The organism is Janthinobacterium sp. EB271-G4-3-2 (genome assembly GCF_020858035.1).
Taxonomy (GTDB): domain Bacteria; phylum Pseudomonadota; class Gammaproteobacteria; order Burkholderiales; family Burkholderiaceae_D; genus Janthinobacterium; species Janthinobacterium aestuarii.
Window position 1 is genome coordinate 1 of record NZ_JACYMG010000003.1, and the last position, 18,165, is coordinate 18,165.

The following is an 18,165-nucleotide window of genomic DNA, read 5'->3' on the forward strand; positions in this document are numbered from 1 at the left end:
GGGTGTAGCTGACGACGGCCGCGCCGGCGAACTTGCCCGAGGCCGCAAAGCTCAGCTGGTACGACGGCTTGCCGGCCGTGCCCACGTCGCGCACCAGCACCTTGCCCGCCTCGGCCGGCGCCACGCTCAGCACATTCGCCGCCGTGAACGGACCGCCCGTGGCGCCCGCCGTCAGGTCGACCGTCACCGTCAGGCCGGCCACCACCGTGGCGCTCTGGCTGAGCACTTGCGGCATCGGGTTGACGCTGATGCTGGCCTTGATCGGCGCCGAGGTGCCGAACGCGTTCGACACGGTGTAGCCGATGCTGATGTCGCCACTGGTATTGATGCCGGGCGTGTAGACGATATTCAGGCCGCTGACCACCGCCGTGCCGCTGGCTGGCTGCGTGGTGATGGCCACCGCCGTGAACGGCCCGCCCGTGGCCCCTTCCGTCACGTTCAGGGTCACCGGCGTGCCGGCCAGGACCGTGGCCGTCTTCGCCACCGGCACGGGGACAGGCTGCGGCGCCACCGTCACGCTGACCGTCGCCGGCGCGGATGTGCCGCCCGGACCCGTCGCCGTGTAGCTGAAGGCGTCGGGACCGAAGTAGTCGGCATTCGGCACATACGTCACCTTGAACGCGAGATTGCCGCCGCCCGCCGCGCCGCTCGACACCACCGTGACGGTCCCATGCTGCGGCGGCGTGACGATGGTCACTGCCGTGATCGGGCTGCCATCCGTGGAAGCGATGGTCAAGCTCACTTCCTGGTTGGCCGAGGTCGTCGCCGTTTCATTGGGCACCGGCGGCGGCGCCTGGTTCACCAGCAGGGTCAACGCCTGCTGCACCGTGAACTGGTTGGCATCCTTGGCCTGCAGGGTAAACGCATAACCGCCCGCCACCGTCGGCGTGCCGCTGACGATGCCGCTCGCCGCATCGAGCGCCAGGCCGGCAGGCAAGGCGCCGCCACTCACGGAGTAGGCATACGGCGCCACGCCGCCGGCGGCCGTGAAGGCCTGGCTGTAGGCGTCGCCGACACGGATGGCCGCCAGGCTGGCCGGCGTCAGGGTCAGGGTCGGCGCGCCGACCACCAGGGTATAGCTGTTGGTCCCGCTGAACGGCGCACCCGTGCCCGTGCTGCTGTCCGTGACCTTGATGCTGAACGGGAAACTGCCGGCCACGTTCGTCGTGCCCGACAGCACGCCGGTGGCCGTGTTCAGGCTCAGGCCCGCAGGCAAACTGCCTGCGCTGACGCTGTAGGCATACGGCGCCGTGCCGCCCGCCGCCGTGATGGCGGCGCTGTACGCGGTTCCCGCCGTCGAACCTGGCAGGCTCGGCAAGTTCAGGCTCAGCGTGGGCGACGACACGGCCAGGGTATAGCTTTGCGCGCCGACGAACTGGTGTGCGTCCTGCGCTTGCACGGTCAAGGTGAAGCTACCGGCCTCCGTTGGCGTACCGCTGAGCAAACCGCCGCTGCTCAAGGTCAGGCCCGCCGGCAGGCTGCCACTCGTGACGGTATAAGCATACGGGCCGACGCCACCGGCAGCTGTCAGCTGCTGGCTGTACGCCGTGGCCGTCGCCGCTGCCGGCAAGGTACCTGGAGTGAGCGTAATCACCGCTGCGGCAATCGTCAAGGTATAGCTGTTGGTTGCGCTGAACGGCGCGCCCACACCCGTGCTGCTGTCGCTGGCGCGCAGGCTGAAGCTGAAACTGCCGGCCACATTCGCCGTACCCGACAGCACGCCCGTGGTGGTGTTCAGGCTCAGGCCGGCAGGCAAACTGCCGGCGCTGACGCTGTAGGCGTACGGCGCCGTGCCGCCCGCCGCCGTGACGGTGGCGCTATAAGGCGTTTCCGCCGTTGCATTGGGCAAGCTCGCCGGCGTCAGGCTGACAGTGGGCACGCCCACGGTAATGCTCACGGTGGCCGGCGCCGAGGTGCCGATACCGTTGCTGGCCGTGTAGGTAAAGCTGTCCGGCCCGCCGTAGCCTGGCGTCGGGGTATAAGTGATGGTAGTGCCGCTGGCACTTGCCGTGCCGTTGCTGGCGGCGGACGCCACGGCCACGGACGTTGCCGCACCGCCGCTCAGGTTCAGCGTGATCGGGTTGGCGCTGCTGCCGTAGGCCACCGTGGCGCTGACATCGCCGGCAACGGGCGCACCGGCAGCCACCGTGCCGGAATACGCGCGCGCTCCCGTATAGGGGCCGGTACCGGTGCTGCTGTCGGTGGCGGCGACGGTAAAGCTGTAGGCCCCGGCCGCCGTGGGCGTGCCGGACAGAGTGCCGTTCGACGCCAGGGTCAGGCCCGCGGGCACGCTGCCGGCGGTGACGGCATAGGTATATGACGCCGTGCCGTTCGCAGCGGTGATGCCCTGGCTGTAGGCAAGACCGGCTGTCATCGCCGGCAGGGTCGCTGGCGCGATACTGATCGTCGGTGCCGCCACCGTCATCGAATAGGCGCGCGCGCCCGAATACGGGCCGCTGCCCGTCGAACTGTCCGTGGCACGCACGGTGAAGTTGAAGGTACCGCCCGCCGTCGGCGTACCCGACAGCAGACCGGTGGACGTATTCAGACTCAACCCGGCCGGCAAGGCGCCGGCGCTGATGGCGTAAGTGTATGGCGCGCCGCCGTTCGCGGCGGTCACGCTCTGGCTGTAGGCCGTCCCCACGCTTGCCGCCGGCACGGTGCTTGGCGCAAGCGTGATGGTGGGGCCGCCTACCGTGATCGTCACGGTGGCCGGCGCCGAGGTGCCGATACCGTTGCTGGCCGTGTAGGTAAAGCTGTCCGGCCCGCCGTAGCCTGGCGTCGGGGTATAAGTGATGGTAGTGCCGCTGGCACTTGCCGTGCCGTTGCTGGCGGCGGACGCCACGGCCACGGACGTTGCCGCACCGCCGCTCAGGTTCAGCGTGATCGGGTTGGCGCTGCTGCCGTAGGCCACCGTGGCGCTGACATCGCCGGCAACGGGCGCACCGGCAGCCACCGTGCCGGAATACGCGCGCGCTCCCGTATAGGGGCCGGTACCGGTGCTGCTGTCGGTGGCGGTGACGGTAAAGCTGTAGGCCCCGGCCGCCGTGGGCGTGCCGGACAGAGTGCCGTTCGACGCCAGGGTCAGGCCCGCGGGCACGCTGCCGGCGGTGACGGCATAGGTATATGACGCCGTGCCGTTCGCAGCGGTGATGCCCTGGCTGTAGGCAAGACCGGCTGTCATCGCCGGCAGGGTCGTCGGCGCGATGGCGATGGTGGGCGCGGCTACCGTCAGCGTATAAGCGCGCGTGCCATTGACGGCCAGCGAATCCGTGGCGCGCACGGTGAAGTTGAAGGTGCCGCCCGCTGTCGGCGTACCCGACAGTACACCGCCACCACTCAAGCTCACGCCCGCCGGCAAGGCGCCAGCGCTGACCGCGTAGGTGTATGGTGCCGCGCCGCCCGTCGCCGTCAAAGTTGTTGTAGAGTAAGGCTGGGCCACCGTGGCATTCGGCACGGTGGCCGGTGCCAGCACGATGGCGGAGGTGATCGTGACGTTGTACACGATGGGCTGCCCCACGTCGTCCCTGACGGTAAACGTGTCCGAGGTCGCGCTGAGATTGGTATTCCGGTAGCGCACGGCATTCGTGGCATTCGAATCTTCCAGCGTGCCATACAGCGGCGCCACCAGGGTGCCCGTCAGGCCGAACTGGGAGCAAGGCGCATTGGTGTAATCCTCATAATACTCGCCCCCCGCGACGATGCTGACGGCGCGCGGACTCGGGCAGGTACTGGCGGCGGAAGCCTGGTGCGACCACAGGGACAGCAAGACAAACAGCAGGGTTCCCGCCAGGCGCGTCAGCCACGATCGCGCCAAGGTCTGGACAGCCGGTGTGCCAGGGTCTCCGGCAACGAGACAATCAACACCGCTGACAGGCGTGGATAGCCATCCAAATTTCGTGAAATTTAGAAACATTTGTCTTCCCTCGATACATTTATCTTGGCGCCGGGCCTTGTACGGATAACGCTCATGGCAACCCTGCACGCCGATGACAGCGACCGTCAACAGGACTGATAATGGCTTCCCAGCATGATTGAACCTTGCTTTAAGTCAATCTATGCTACTACGACTCACCAAGAAAGTAACTGTGAAATATTATCAAATAGGGAAGATTTTTAACGAAAAGTAATTATTGCTGAAATGATGTATTTATCTAACAACAGAATTGAACGAGAATGCCTCAGGGAAGGCTGGATTGCCCAACCGCCATGTGTCATGCCTGTGCTTCATCGGAAGCGGCCACAGCGAATTGACCTTGCACAGCCTGGCGTCAGTTGTACGCACGCAACGCCGGAGACTGTCATCTTGCAAGCCACCCGCCCATAATTTCTTGTCGGCGGGCAGTATGGCCTGCCAGGCTGGGTGCCAGGCAGGCCGCGCCACCTGGTGGCCGCTTACTGCATGGCTTGCTGCAAGCCCGGCGCAAACTCGGCGCCATGCTTGACCTGCGCCGTGGACGCCTTCAGGGTGGCGCCGATCGGCTCGGCACGGCCAGACAGGCATTGCCCCAGGAAGTTTTCCGTCACCGCATTGAAGGCGATGTTGTTGACGGGCCGGGCAAAACCATGGCCCTCATCGGGGAACAGCACATACGTGACAGGGATATTCTTCGCCGCCATCGCCGCCACGATCTGGTCCGATTCAGCCACGTTGACGCGCGGGTCATTCGCGCCCTGGCCGATCAGCAGCGGGCGCTGGATGTTTTGCGCAAAGTTCAGCGGCGAGCGCTCCTTCAGCAGCGCCTTGCCCTCTTCCGTGGTCGGGTCGCCCATGCGCTTGTAAAACTGCTGCTTGCCCGCTTCCCAGTACGGCGGGATGGTTTGCAGCAAGGTAAACAGGTTGGACGGGCCGACGATGTCGACGCCGCAGGCAAACGTCGTCGGCGTGAACGCCATGCCGGCCAGGGTGGCGTAGCCGCCGTAGGAGCCGCCCATGATGGCCACCTTGTCGGCGCTCGTCACGCCGCTCTGCACCGCCCATTGCACCGCGTCGAGCAGGTCGTCATGCATCTTGCGGCCCCACTGCAGGTCGCCGGCCGAGATGAATTGCTTGCCGAAACCCGTCGAGCCGCGGAAGTTCACCGACAGCACGGCATAGCCGCGGTTCGCCAGCCACTGGTGGTAGCCGTTGTAGCCATAGGTGTCGCGCGCCCACGGGCCGCCATGCACCAGCAGCACCATCGGCACCGCCTGCGCGGCCTTGCCGTCGGCCGTCGCCTTCGATGCCTGCGGCAAGGTCAGGTAGGACACCAGGGTCAGGCCGTCGCGCGCCTTGATTTGCTGCGGATACATGGGCACCAGCGGCGCGCCTTCCAGTTCCGGCCGGGTCACATATAAACGCGTGAGCTTTTTGGTCTTGCGCTCGTACAGCCAGCTCGATGGCGGCGCCGTGACGGCGTCGACGGACACCAGCCACTTGTCGTCGGCATCCGTGCGCGACGTCACCGTGAACTGGCCCTTCGTGTTTTTCTTCAGGAAGGCCAGGTCGGCTTTCAGGTCGTTCGTCAGCGGCAGATATTCCTGCTGCAGATAATTGACCGTATAGGCCTGCACCTGGCCCGTGCGCGGATCGTACAGCGCATCGGCGATGTCGGAGCGCGGGTCTTGCGCCACGACCGTGCTCTTGCCGCTGGCCACGTCTTGCGCCAGCAGCGCCGAAGTATTGCGGCCGCGCGAATCGGTCCAGTACAGAGTCTTGCCATCGACCGTGAAGGCCAGCGGCGCCGTGGTCTGCGAGTCTTCCAGGCCCACCTCGGCCAGCGGCGTGCTCTCGACCTTGCCGTCCGTCAGGCGGAAATACTGCATGCCGCCATCGGCGCGCGCCTTGCTGGCGACGCGCAAATTGAGCAACTCATCGGCCAGGTAGCCGCCATAGCCATCGTTCTGCCGCACCAGGGTCAGCTTGCCGCTGGCCAGGTCGAGGCTGTACACGTCGTGCCAGCGCGCATCGCGATTATTGATGCCGACGAGGATGCGGTCCTTCACCTTGCTGCTGATCTGGACGATCCGCACGCGCGTCTTCTCGAACGGCGTGTAGCTGATCTGCTTGCCGCTCGCCACGTTCACGCCGTACAGCAGGAAATTCTCGTCGCCGCCCTTGTCCTGGATGAACAACAGGGTTTTCGAATCGGGCGACCAGAAGCTGCTGCGGATGGGCCGCACCTTTTCTTCCGTCAACGGACGCGCCTGCGCCAGGTCATTGGCCGGCGCCACCCACACATTGAGCACGCCATCGCGCGGCGCGATCCACGACAGCCACTGCCCATCGGGACTGAGCTTGCCGCCGGACTTGCTGGGATTACCGAACAGCTTGGCACGCTCGATCAGCGGCGTTTCCTTGACAGGAGCTTGGGCGTGCGCCGGCAGCGCGCTGGCGAACAACAGGACAGGCAGGACATAGCGAATCATGGACACCTCATGGTTGTAGGATGAAGGAAAACATAATAATTTTGCATGTGCCAGCACATCATAGGCCAAAGCCATGTCGCCAGGTTGATGACAGTGATGAAGGACGCAAATCGGGGGATGGAATGCAGGAAAGTGAGAATGGAACGCGGCGCAGGCGAACACCTCAACGCTGGGCCGCGCTTGATCGGCTAGGTCTGCGGCACAGCCATCGTTGTGTTCTTCGCCTCGTCCAGTATCCATTGCGTCAATGCCTGGACCGGTTTTCCGCTCAAGCCGATAGGCTCGGGAAGGACGATGCAGAAGGTCTTGGAGATGGTTTTTCCATCGGGCCATGGAGCGGCCAAGCGGCCTTGCGCCAGCTCCGTTTCCACGTAAGGGCGCGGCACCAGGGCGACGCCGAGGCCGGCCAATGCCGCCTCGATCAGCATGGCATGCAGATCGTAGCGCGCACCGGTCGCAGGATTGCTCAGCACGACTCCGGTTTCCTGGGAATAACGTTCCCAGGCATCCGGGTTCTGCCGCCGGTGCAGACGCGGCAGCGTGTCCAGTGCCGTTGCTCCTCTGCCCACTTTCAGAAGTGCAGGATGGCAAACTGGCACCAGCACCTCATGCAGCAACGGATACGTACGCATTCCTGTCCAGGCCGGATGCTCGAAATGGATGGCGGCATCGAAGCCGCTGCCGGCAAGAACGAAGGGTTCCATCCGCTCTGCAAGATGCACGCAAATGTTCGGATGCTGCTGCTGGAATTGTGGCAAGCGGGGAATCAGCCACCGCATCGCGAACGTCGGGATGACGGCAATGTCGAGGCTGGCACCATCGACTGGCTGTCCCATCAGGTACTGGCTGTCTCGCTCCAGCCGGTCGAGCGACTCGCGCACCTGCGCCGCATAGCGCTCCCCGTTCGGCAATAGCCGCACACGATTGCCGACTCTTTCAAACAAGGTGACGCCAAGAAAGGCTTCCAGCCGGCCAATCTGACGGCTGATGGCCCCTTCCGTCAGTGACAACTCCGCCGCCGCCCGGGCGAAACTGCCATGGCGGGCGGCGGCCTCGAAGGCCATCAGTGCGGCGTTGCTGGGAATCTTGCGGCGCATGGGAGTTCCTGATTCAGAGCCAGGCTAGCGGCTCACCTTGATGTTTAATCATGGAAGGATACCAAAAAATCGATTTATACGGCGAAATTCACGGCGCAGAATGATTGAACATCAACAAGGAAGGCCGGCGCGCAAAGCGTCCGGTCACGAACGATCTCATGATATATACAGTCGAATGCAGCTTTGCCGATCCCGCCAGTGAAGCGGAGTGGAATAACTTCTATAGCCTGGAAAAACTGCCCGCGCTCATTTCGGTAAGCGGCTTCCATACCTCGCAGCGCTTCAAAGCCTTGAGCGCCGGTTGCCCTGCCTACCTCGCCATGCATACGATCGACAATCTCGATGTGCTTCAGGGACCGGAGTATCGCCAGAAAGGCGGCGGCAATTTCGCGCGCTGGCAGCAACACATCAGCGACTGGCACCGCAATCTGTATGCCGGCCTTGAGCGCGCACCGGCCATCGGCGAAGACGACTATCTGGTGACGAGTACGGTCGGCCCGGAGCCGCTCATCGACATGGGCCTCGCTCCTTGTCGGATGCAGGCTGTCGCGTTGGAAAGGTTCCCTGAACATCGATGGGTGGCGAAGACCGGGCGCGCCACTGGCCCCCGCATGGATCAACTGCCGGAGGGCGTCCATCTGTATGCGCCCATGACCGGTCAATTGACGAATGGCAGTGACATCGCTCATCAGATTTCGCGGTAGAGCCCACATGCCCAACGTGACGATTTTCATACCAGGCGAAAAGATGCCGCCAGATGCAAATCTGGGGGAACTCACCGACCAATGTACCGAACTCTGCACAGGAATGCTTGAAGCTGCGCTGGAGAACGTGCACATCATCTATGTCGGTGTCCGTCATGGCCGGGGGAATCCGGCCTATGCGGAAATCAAATACCGGCTTGTACCGTTCAGGACGAAAGCCGTCATGGATGTGTTCATGGAAAGGCTGGAGGCCATCATCAAAGCAAATACCGGCCTTGCCGCACGCATCCGCTGCTTTGGCTATGCGGCTCCGGCCATTCATGCACGCAATTGATTATTATTGAGGAATACAGCAATGGACCACATACCATTTCCCAGCCAGCAGATAGGCGAGTTTTCGATCACGGCCATCAGTGACGGATACCTGTCCGCCAGTCTGGATTTGCTCTCCAATATAGATTCGATGGATGCGTCAAAACTGCAGCAGGACGCAGGTGTGAGCGATCCCTCTTCCATCCATATCAACTGCTATCTGGTGCGCGGCCGTGGCCGCACAATCCTGATTGATGCGGGTGCGGGCGGATTCAAGCAATGGGGCGGCAAGCTGAAAGTCAATCTTGCGCTGGCTGGCGTACACACCTCCGACATCGACACGATACTGCTGACGCATGCGCATCCCGATCATGTCGGCGGGCTGCTTGATGCGTCAGGAGAAGCAACCTTTCCCGATGCGCAGCTGGTGGTCCACCAGCATGAGGTTTCTTTCTGGGAGGACGATGGCAATTTCAGCCGAGCGAGTGAGCGCGCTCGCGGCAACTTTCTGTTTGCCCGGAAGGTGTTTGACAAGTATCGGGAAAAGATACGCTTGTTTACCGGGAACGAAGTTCTCCCTGGCATTAGTGCCATGCCCCTACCGGGGCATACCGCAGGACATTCCGGCTATCGCATCGAATCCGGTGGCCGCAGTCTGTTGATTTGGGGGGATATTGTGCATTTCCCCCAAATCCAGATTGCGCGTCCCGACGTATCCATTGCCTTCGACCAGGATCCCCTGCTGTCGGCCGAAACACGCTCGACACTGCTCGATGTTGTCAGCTCCGACAACATCGTCATCGCCGGCATGCACCTTGGAGAACTCGGCTTCGCACATATCCGGCGCAAAGGCAATCTCTACAGGATAGTCTACGAAGCCTAGCGGTTGCCCGCGCGCAGTAAGTTCAAGGCCTGCCAACGAGTTGCTTCGTCCGCGGAAGCGCCCGGGCGCCTTCACAGTCGTCGCTTGCCTGCGCGCAGATCTCCCAGCCGCCGCCCAGCGCCTTGTAGATGCTGACAACGGCAAGCCGCTGGTTGGTGCGCGCGACGGCCAGCGCGCGCCGGCTGGCAAAGTCGGCCCGTTCCGCTTCGAGTACCTCCAGGTAGAGGCCTGCGCCTGCCGAAAACTGCAACCTGGCAAGACGCGCAGCCTCGCGGTTTGCCGCCGCTTCAAGCATTCGCAAGCCTAACGTGCTGCCTGCCGTGTCATGGGCTTTGAAGGCATCATCCGTTTCCTGGAGTGCGCGCAAGACGGTCTGGTCGTAGACGAGCAGAGCTGCCTGGGCGCGTGCCTCGCTGGCGGCGATCCGGGCACGCACACGCCCCGTATCAAGCAGATTCCAGCGGATGACGGGGCCGAGAAAGCTCGATTGCATGCCAGCGTCGCCCATCGCATCGAGGCTGCCCGCGACAAGTCCGATAGAACCCGTTACCTGGACCTCGGGATACAGGCCTGCCGTCGCCACCCCGATGCGGGCGGTCGCGGCAGCCAGGTTGCGCTCGGCCGCCGCAATATCGGCGCGCCGCGCGAGCAGCCCGGCAGGATCGCCCACGGTGATCGTCCGCACCGTCAGCGCGTCACTTGCGGGCGTGGCGGCGGGAAGGCTGAACGTCTGCGGCACTTCGCCAAGCAGGACGGCCAGTGCGTTGACGGAGGCCGCTCGGCGGCGCTCCAGTTCGGGCACGGCCACCTCCACCGAGCGCAGCAAGGCCTCGGCGCGAAGGCGGTCGAGTTCGCTGGCAGAGCCAGCGTTTACCATGCGCTCAACGAGCGCCAGGCTGTCCCGCTGGCTTTGGGTGATGCTGGCAACGACAGCGAGTTCAGCCTCGATGCCGCCCAGCTCGAACCAAGTGGCCGCCACCGTGGCGGCAACACCCGCCTGCACGCCGCGCAGCAAGGCCTCGCGCGAGCCCGCCTGCGCCTGGCCCGCCTCCACGGACCGCCGCACGCGGCCGAACAGGTCGATCTCCCAGGACGCATCGACGGTGCCGCGATAGCTTTCGCTCCGGCGCGGCTGGCCGGGCAGCGTTTCGGCCTTGCTCAAGCGGCGCTTCTCGTACCCGAGCCCGGCGCCACCTTGCGGCAGGAAGCCCTGCCGGTCTTCGCGCAGCAAGGCTTTTGCCTCCGCGAGCCGGGCGGCAGCGATGCCGACGTCGTGGTTCGCCGCCAGCGCCCGCTGGATCAGGGTGACCAGCGCCGGGGCGTCGAAGCTGCGCCACCACTCCACCTCGACCGCCCCCGGCACAAGACCGGCGTGGGTCTGACCTGCGCTGCCGGAAAACTGCGATGCGGACAGCGGCGGCGGCAACGGCGGCGCATAATCGGGGCCGACCGCGCAGCCGGCCAGCAACGTGAGCCCACTCAATGAGACTAAAATTGTTTGATACGGGCGATTCATGATGCGCTCCTGTGCATGCTTGTCCGGATCGTTGGCGTGTGGCGTTCGAAGCGGGCCGCCAGGGCGCGCATCACCACATAAAACACGGGCGTGAGGAACAATCCGAACAGTGTCACGCCCAGCATGCCGGCGAACACGGCGATGCCCATGGCCTGGCGCATCTCGGAGCCGGCGCCACTGGCGAAGACCAGCGGCACGACACCGGCGATAAAGGCAAGCGAGGTCATCAGGATGGGCCGCAGCCGCAGCCGGCAAGCCTCGATGACGGCATCGAGCGCGCTCGATCCTTCCATTTCCAGGCTACGTGCGAACTCGACAATGAGGATGGCGTTCTTGGCTGCCAGTCCGACGAGCACGATCAGTCCGATCTGCACAAAGATGTTGTTGTCGCCACCCGCCAGCCACACGCCGATGATCGCGCTCAGCAAACACATCGGCACGATCAGCAGGACGGCCAGCGGCAGCAGCCAGCTGTTGTACTGCGCGGCCAGGATCAGATAGGCAAGCAGCACGCATAGCGGGAAGATGAACAGCGCCGAATCGCCGGCCAGCTTTTGCTGGTAGGTAAGATCAGTCCATTCAAAGCTCATGCCTTCAGGGAGCACCTCCTTCGCCAGCCGCTCCATAACCGCCACGGCCTGCCCCGAACTGACGCCTGGCATCGCGCCGCCCGAGATATCGGCCGACGGATAGCCATTGTAGTGAACCACGCGGTCCGGACCGGAACTGGGCGTGACGGTGACAAACGACGACAAAGGCAGCATGTCGCCGGCCGCGTTACGCACCTGCAAGCGGCCGATGGCCTCGGCCTGCATGCGATGTTCCGCATCGGCCTGAGCCGTCACCTTGTAAGTCCGGCCGAAGCGGTTGAAGTCGTTGACGTAGAGGGAACCGAGGTAGATCTGCAACGACTCGAACACGTCGGCCAGGCGCACGCCCTGGCTCTTGACCTGGGTACGGTCGATGGCGACCTCGAGCTGCGGGGCATTGACGTCCAGGCTGGTCATGAGCCCGGCCACCTGTCCCGACTCGCTTGCCTTGGTCATCAGGATATGCGTCTGCTGCACCAGGGCATCGAGCCCGGCGCTGCCACGGTCCTCGACCAGCATCTTGAAGCCGCCCGTCGCGCCAAGACCGGGGACCGGCGGCGGCGGGAACACGCCGAGGAAACCGTCGGGAATGCCGGCGAACTTCGCCTGCAGGCGCCCGGCGATCGCGTTCGCCGTGAGATCGGGCGTCGTGCGGGCCTTGAACGGGTCGAGCATGACGAACATGACGGCCGCGTTCGGCACGTTGACGAAGCCGTTGATCGACAAGCCGGGGAAGGCGACGACGCTTTCAACGCCAGGTTCGGCCAGTGCAATCCTGGACATTTCCTTGGCGACGGCGTCGGTCCGGTCCAGCGATGACGAGTTGGGCAGCTGGGCGATCGCCACCAGATAGTATTTGTCCTGCATCGGCACGAAGCCCGGCGGCACGGCCTTGAAGCCGAAGAAGGTCAGCGCGAGCAGGCCGCCGTATACCAGCAAGGCCACGCCGCTGACCCTGACGACTTTGCGCACCGTGTTGCCATACGCATCCGGCGCGCGCTGGAACGGCCGGCCCAGCATCTGCAACAGGTGCTCGGCGCGGCCACGCAGGCGGCGCGGATCATGCACGGCCTCGGCCTTGCGGGGCTTGAGCAGCAGGCCGGCAAGCGCCGGGCTGAGCGTGAGCGAATTGACGGCCGACAAGATGGTCGAGATGGCGATCGTCAGCGCGAACTGGCGGTAGAACTCGCCCTGCAGGCCGCTCAGGAAGGCGGTCGGAATGAACACCGCGGCGAGCACCGAGGTGATCGCGATGATGGGGCCCGTGACCTCGTCCATGGCGCGCCTTGCCGCCTGCCTGGGTTCTTCGCCATTTTCGATGTGGCGCTCGACGTTCTCGACGACCACGATGGCGTCATCGACGACGATGCCGATCGACAGCACCAGGCCGAACAGGGACAGGGTGTTGAGCGAGAAGCCCATCAGATGCATGACGGCGAAGGTGCCGATCAGCGATACCGGCACCGCCATGAGGGGAATCAGCGACGCGCGCCAGTTGCGCAGGAACAGCACCACCACGATGACGACGAGAATGATCGCCTCGAGCAAGGTCGTTGCCACCGATTCCAGCGAGGCACGCACAAACACCGTCGGGTCATAGGCGATGCGCGAGCTCAGTCCTGCCGGGAAATTTTCCTCCAGCCGCTGCATGGTATCGCGTACCGCCTGCGCTACGTCGAGCGCATTGGCGCCTGGGCTTTGAATGATTTGCAAGGCGACGGCCGGCTCGCCGTCCAGCAGGCTGCGCAGCGCATACGCGTCGGCGCCCATCTCGATGCGGGCCACGTCGCGCAAGCGCGTGACCTGGCCTTCGGCGCCCGTGCGGATGATGATGTCGCCGAACTGTTCCTCGTCGGTCAAGCGTCCGAGCGTGTTGACCGTCACCTGGAAGGCGGCGCTGGAATCGGGAGACTGGCCGACGGAACCGGCGGCCACCTGCACGTTCTGTTCGCGCACGGCGGCAATCACCTCGCCTGCCGTCAGGCCGCGTGCGGCGATCAGGTTCGGATCGAGCCACAGCCGCATGCTGTATTCGCCCGCGCCCCAGACGAGGACGTCGCTGATGCCGGGGATGCGGGACAGCTCGTCGCGCACCTGCAGGTAGGCGTAATTCGATATGTACAGGGGATCGTAGCGTTTGTCGGGCGACAGCAGGTGCACCACCATCAGGATATCCGGCGAGGTTTTCTGCGTGACGACGCCCTGGCGCTGTACCTCTTCAGGCAAACGCGGCAACGCGCGCGCGACCCGGTTCTGCACCTGGATCTGCGCCATGTCGGCATTCGTCCCCTGCGCGAAAGTGACGGTCAAGGTCATGCGGCCGTCGGTTGCCGATTGCGACGACATGTACTGCATGCCCTCGACCCCGGTGATGGCCTGCTCGAGCGGCGCCGCCACCGTTTCGGCGATCACCTTGGGATTGGCGCCAGGATAGGCGGCGCTCACCTGCACGGTCGGCGGCGTCACCGCAGGATATTCGCTGAGCGGCATCTGGAAGAAAGCAACGATGCCGGCGAGCACCATCAGAACCGAGAGGACGATGGCAAAGATCGGGCGGTCGATGAAGAAACGTGGGAAAGACATTACGCGGCTCCCGAGGTTTTCGGCACGGCGATGGGCGTACCATCCATCGCGGCCGACTGCGGCGTCACCTGCATGCCCGGGCGCACCAGGCCCTTGACGACGATGCGCTCGCCGGGCTGCAGCCCCTGCTCGATCACGCGCAAACCGTCGACCATCGGGCCAAGCTCGACCGGCCGGAACTCCGTCTTGTCGCCTTTGCCGACCACCAGCACATAGCGGCGCCCCTGGTCCGTGCCTATCGATTGATCGGAAACGAGCACCCTGGCTTGCTGCGCCCCCGTCTCCAGTCTGACCTTGGCAAACAGGCCGGGCGTCAGTTTTCCATCGGGGTTGTCGACCACGGCGCGGACACGCACCGTTCCCGTGCCGCGGTCAGCGGCGTTGGCAAGAAAATCGACACGGCCGGGACGCGTGTATGTCTTGTCCGTGGCCAATGCCACCATGACCTTGGCCGCCTGCGCCCCACGCGCGGTGGCGCTGGCTCGGCCGACGGCGAGCGAGCGCAAATAGGTGCGTTCATCGACATCGAAATAGACGTGCAGGGGATCGATGGAAACGATCGTCGTCAGGGGCGTCACGCCGCTGGCGACGTAGTTGCCTTCGGTGACGAGAACTTGGCCGACACGTCCGCTGATCGGTGCCGTGACGCGCGTGAAACCGAGCTCCAGTTGCGCGGCGTCGAGCGCGGCCTTGGCGGCATCGACCTGTGCCTTGCCCGCATGCAGCGCCGCCGTGGCCACGTCGAGACGGTCGCGCGCGACGATCTTCGTGGCGAACAGCTGTTCGGCCCGTTCATGCTCGGCCTGGGCCAGCATCGACGCCGCCTCAGCCTCGCGCAGGCGCGCCGTGGCGGCATGCACCGCCGCCTGGAACACGCGCGGATCGATCACAAAGAGCTTGCTGCCCTTCTCGACAAAGCGGCCTTCCGGCACGCTCACGTCCTGCAGGTAGCCAGCCACCTGCGGGCGCAACTCAACCCGCTTGACGGCGGTCAGCGAGCCGTTGAACTCGACGTACGGTGTTGCCTGCCGAACGATCACTTCGGCAACGGGAACGCCGGGCGGCTTGGCCGCAGCGGCAGGCGATGCCGACTGCTTGCATCCGCTGACGGCAAGCGCGGTGCCCAGCACCGCGGTAATCAGAATTATTGGTGTGACTTTCATCATTGTGCCTTTCGCGACTGGAGTCGACATGGTTTTGTTGAGCTGAAACAACTCCCATTGCCTTTATCCGACCTGACACACTTGGAAGGTCAAGTTTTTTTATCAATGTGATGGCTGTGGCGGCGCGGTGCGGTGGTACGCACCGTGTCGATATTTTCTTGGCGTGTATGGATTGGGGAACGCCGCATCTGTGCCTGCGCCAGGACAACCCTATCGATCAAATCGACATGTCCTACCTGCCGTGGGCGCGCGGCACAGATATGCGCATACTGAAAGAATCGAGGGTGGGCGGATCAGGATCAAGCCCAGCAAAACACACAAAAAACAGTGGCAATGCTGTCGATATCGCCGTCCCGCCTGAGACTGCCGAAGTGATCGCCCGCGCCAGTGGACTCCAAATCAAGTATGGGTTGATCAGTCAGTTCGCGTTCCCGCCGCAAAAAGGTGGCGCCTACACCCGATCGGACCTCGGTTCGATGTGGGATGGCGCCGATGAACCGCAGCAGCGTACAGCCCGACGGTAATGGGGGAAAATTTTTGGCTGACGTTACCCAAATATTGAAAATTCGGATGTAGCCTACGCTCAACCATGCAGCACTGGGGCGGCGGTCGCACCGTGCTGCGGCAGTTCGACTCGAACTCTTGAAGCGATAACGAGAGCGGCGAACAGCATCACAACGCCAGCAATCATGAAAACGCCTGTCACTCCACCAAACCCGAACATAATGCCGCCCAATGCGGCGCCGGCGGCTATTGACGATTGCACCGCAGCGACGACCATGCCGCCTGCTGTCTCCGCTTGATCCGGGACAGCACGGGCTACCCAGTTGGACCAGGCGACAGGTACGCCGCCGAACGCCAGGCCCCACAGAGCGACCAAAAACATCAGGCCTGTTCCTTGGACCGGCAGCAGGATCATGCCGAATGCCGCCAGGCCCACCAGCGCAGGCATGAGCACTAAAGTGGCACGCAGGCTATGCTCCATTAGCCAGCCGGCCAGCAGCGTGCCAACGAAGTTGGCGACACCAAAACCCAGGAGCATCAGAGACAAACCGTTTACATCTATATGGGCAACGCTTTCAAGAGCGGGGCGAATATACGTGAACAATGCATATTGCCCGGTATGGGCAAGTACGCAGCCCAGCATCCCGATCCCGATCCCCGGGCGACGGAGCAATCGCAGTACCGATGTGGTGCGCACCATCGTGCGCGGCGCCATACGGGGCAGCGTGAACAGTTGAAACACAAGCGTCAGCCCTCCGACAGCCGCGGCTGCCATAAATGCACTGCGCCAGCCATATAGCCCCCCTAGGTAGCTGCCCAACGGTACGGAAACGACCGTCCCGATGGCGATGCCGCTGAATATGATGGATAGCGCCCGCGGCACCAGCTTTGCCGGCACCAGCCGCATCGCCACGGCTGCCGCCATGCTCCAAAAGCCTCCTAGCGCGACGCCCAGAAGAATGCGCATCACCAACAATACTGTCAAGCTTGAGGACAACGCCACGAGCAAGTTGGAGGCGATCATCAGCACCGTGAAAGCCAACAAGACGACACGCCGGTCAAAACGACGCGTGAGACCTGGCACCGACAGCCCGGCGAACATGGCCACTACGGCCGTCACCGTCACTGCCTGACCAGCTAGTGCCTCCGATACGCCAAGATCGAAGGCCATCGGGGTCAACAGACTGGCCGGCAGGTACTCCGCCGTCAGCAAACCGAAAACCCCCATGGCCAGTGAAAACACTGCCATCCATGCCGCCGCCGCTGGCTCTGGAACAGGCACATCGTTCGCGTTGGGCGTTTGCTCTGTAGCAAAAACATCGTTGTTCATCTCTGAAATCCCTAAAACAATCGGAGTCGAAAGTCTAGAGGTAAAATCCAGGATGATCTATGATGGCAAGTCTTGATGTTTTGATCGAAACACCTAAAATGAGCAAGCAAAATCAAATTTCTCCATCATCTAATCTCGTCAGTGAACTATTGACAGGCATGCGCCTGCGTGGAGTCCAGTACCGCCGCATTCAGACCGGTCCAGCTTTCGGCATGGGCTTTGAAGACAAGCCAAACCACGCCTACTTCCACTTCCTGGCCGTTGGCACTGCCTTCCTATGTACGGATGATGGTGAGTTGCATAAGCTGTCCGCCGGTAGCGCGGCGTTCATGCCTCACGGCAGGAGACATCAGCTTCTATCGGATGCGGGTATTGCATTTCAGGACATCGGAAAGTTCGATGCCGCGCCCCTTGGTGAATCCGTTAGCGGAGTAGACACATGTCCCAGTACGCACCCCGTGCCCAGTGCGGTTATTTTTTACGGCTGCATGGAATTCGATCTCGGCGGGATGCAAGGGATCGGCAAGCTGATGCCAACCGTCATGGTGGCTGACACGCAAACGCAAGGCTATCCTGGATTACTGCCTGTTCTTGATTCAATGAAGCGTGAAATCTGCGCCGGCCGTATTGGCTTTGCAGGCATTCTGGCTCGCCTGGCGGAGGTCGCGGCGGCAATGATCGTGCGCGGCTGGATTGAATGCGGTTGTGAAAACGCTTCCGGTCTCCTCGCCGCCTTGCGTGATCCGCGCCTTGCTCGTGCCATATTGGCGCTGCACCGCCAGCCTGGTCGTGAATGGACAGTTGCGCAGTTGGCCGCGGAGTGCCATATCTCCCGCTCTGTTTTCGCACAACGCTTTGAAACCACCATCGGAGTGCCGCCCCTGCGCTATGCCACGGAATTGAGAATGCGTCTTGCCAGACAATTGCTCACTCACGAAAGAGTGTCCATCGACGTCGTCGCCCGACGCCTTGGCTATACATCGCAAGCCGCGTTCAGTCGTGCTTTTAAACGCGTCATCGGCAAGCCGCCGGGTGCCTGTCGGCAAATGCTTTGAGGAGAACAGCTGAGGGAAGC

General features: G+C 63.4%; 12 protein-coding genes. 5 read left to right on the plus strand and 7 right to left on the minus strand.

Going from position 1 to position 18,165, the window contains the following annotated elements:
* The 3 genes from IGS55_RS07880 to IGS55_RS07890 all read right to left on the minus strand — a co-directional run.
* A partial coding sequence (locus IGS55_RS07880; RefSeq protein ID WP_230537179.1) for a beta strand repeat-containing protein occupies positions 1-3,817 on the minus strand: 3,817 nt, incomplete at its 3' end.
* A gap of 578 nt (positions 3,818-4,395) precedes the next feature.
* On the minus strand, positions 4,396-6,408 hold the full coding sequence (locus IGS55_RS07885; protein ID WP_230517285.1) for a S9 family peptidase: 2,013 nt from the start codon (positions 6,406-6,408) through the stop codon (positions 4,396-4,398).
* 188 nt (positions 6,409-6,596) lie between these two features.
* On the minus strand, positions 6,597-7,505 hold the full coding sequence (locus IGS55_RS07890) for a LysR substrate-binding domain-containing protein (RefSeq protein ID WP_230517286.1): 909 nt from the start codon (positions 7,503-7,505) through the stop codon (positions 6,597-6,599).
* Between the two features lie 158 nt (positions 7,506-7,663).
* Between IGS55_RS07890 and IGS55_RS07895 the strand changes: the two genes are divergently transcribed.
* From IGS55_RS07895 to IGS55_RS07905, 3 genes are read left to right on the plus strand one after another with little or no spacing between them, the layout of a single operon-like run.
* Complete coding sequence (locus IGS55_RS07895; RefSeq protein WP_230517414.1) at positions 7,664-8,209, plus strand: sugar ABC transporter; 546 nt, start codon at positions 7,664-7,666, stop codon at positions 8,207-8,209.
* Between the two features lie 7 nt (positions 8,210-8,216).
* Positions 8,217-8,543 carry a hypothetical protein gene (locus IGS55_RS07900; protein WP_230517287.1) on the plus strand — a complete coding sequence of 109 codons (327 nt, stop codon included), beginning with the start codon at positions 8,217-8,219 and terminating at the stop codon, positions 8,541-8,543.
* 21 nt (positions 8,544-8,564) lie between these two features.
* On the plus strand, positions 8,565-9,404 hold the full coding sequence (locus tag IGS55_RS07905) for an MBL fold metallo-hydrolase (RefSeq protein WP_230517288.1): 840 nt from the start codon (positions 8,565-8,567) through the stop codon (positions 9,402-9,404).
* A 22-nt stretch (positions 9,405-9,426) separates the two neighbouring features.
* On the opposite strand, the gene IGS55_RS07910 is transcribed toward IGS55_RS07905, so the two are convergent.
* The 3 genes from IGS55_RS07910 to IGS55_RS07920 are packed head-to-tail and all read right to left on the minus strand — an operon-like array spanning position 9,427 to position 15,259.
* On the minus strand, positions 9,427-10,920 hold the full coding sequence (locus IGS55_RS07910; protein WP_329958138.1) for a TolC family protein: 1,494 nt from the start codon (positions 10,918-10,920) through the stop codon (positions 9,427-9,429).
* Positions 10,917-14,093: an efflux RND transporter permease subunit gene (locus IGS55_RS07915; RefSeq protein WP_230517289.1), complete on the minus strand. Its 3,177-nt coding sequence runs from the start codon at positions 14,091-14,093 to the stop codon at positions 10,917-10,919. The genes IGS55_RS07910 and IGS55_RS07915 overlap by 4 nt, the downstream gene beginning before the upstream one ends.
* On the minus strand, positions 14,093-15,259 hold the full coding sequence (locus IGS55_RS07920; RefSeq protein ID WP_329958139.1) for an efflux RND transporter periplasmic adaptor subunit: 1,167 nt from the start codon (positions 15,257-15,259) through the stop codon (positions 14,093-14,095). Before IGS55_RS07920 ends, IGS55_RS07915 begins: the two co-directional genes overlap by 1 nt.
* Positions 15,260-15,423: 164 nt before the next feature.
* On the opposite strand from IGS55_RS07920, the gene IGS55_RS07925 reads away from it, so the two are divergent.
* Positions 15,424-15,780, plus strand: coding sequence for a hypothetical protein (locus tag IGS55_RS07925; RefSeq protein WP_230517290.1), 357 nt, complete (start codon positions 15,424-15,426; stop codon positions 15,778-15,780).
* 59 nt (positions 15,781-15,839) lie between these two features.
* Here the strand turns inward: IGS55_RS07925 and IGS55_RS07930 are convergent, their stop codons facing one another.
* On the minus strand, positions 15,840-17,009 hold the full coding sequence (locus IGS55_RS07930; protein ID WP_230517416.1) for an MFS transporter: 1,170 nt from the start codon (positions 17,007-17,009) through the stop codon (positions 15,840-15,842).
* 140 nt (positions 17,010-17,149) lie between these two features.
* On the opposite strand from IGS55_RS07930, the gene IGS55_RS07935 reads away from it, so the two are divergent.
* Positions 17,150-18,145 (plus strand): AraC family transcriptional regulator, encoded by a 996-nt coding sequence (locus IGS55_RS07935; RefSeq protein WP_230517291.1) that lies wholly within the window; start codon positions 17,150-17,152, stop codon positions 18,143-18,145.
* Positions 18,146-18,165: the final 20 nt, after the last annotated feature.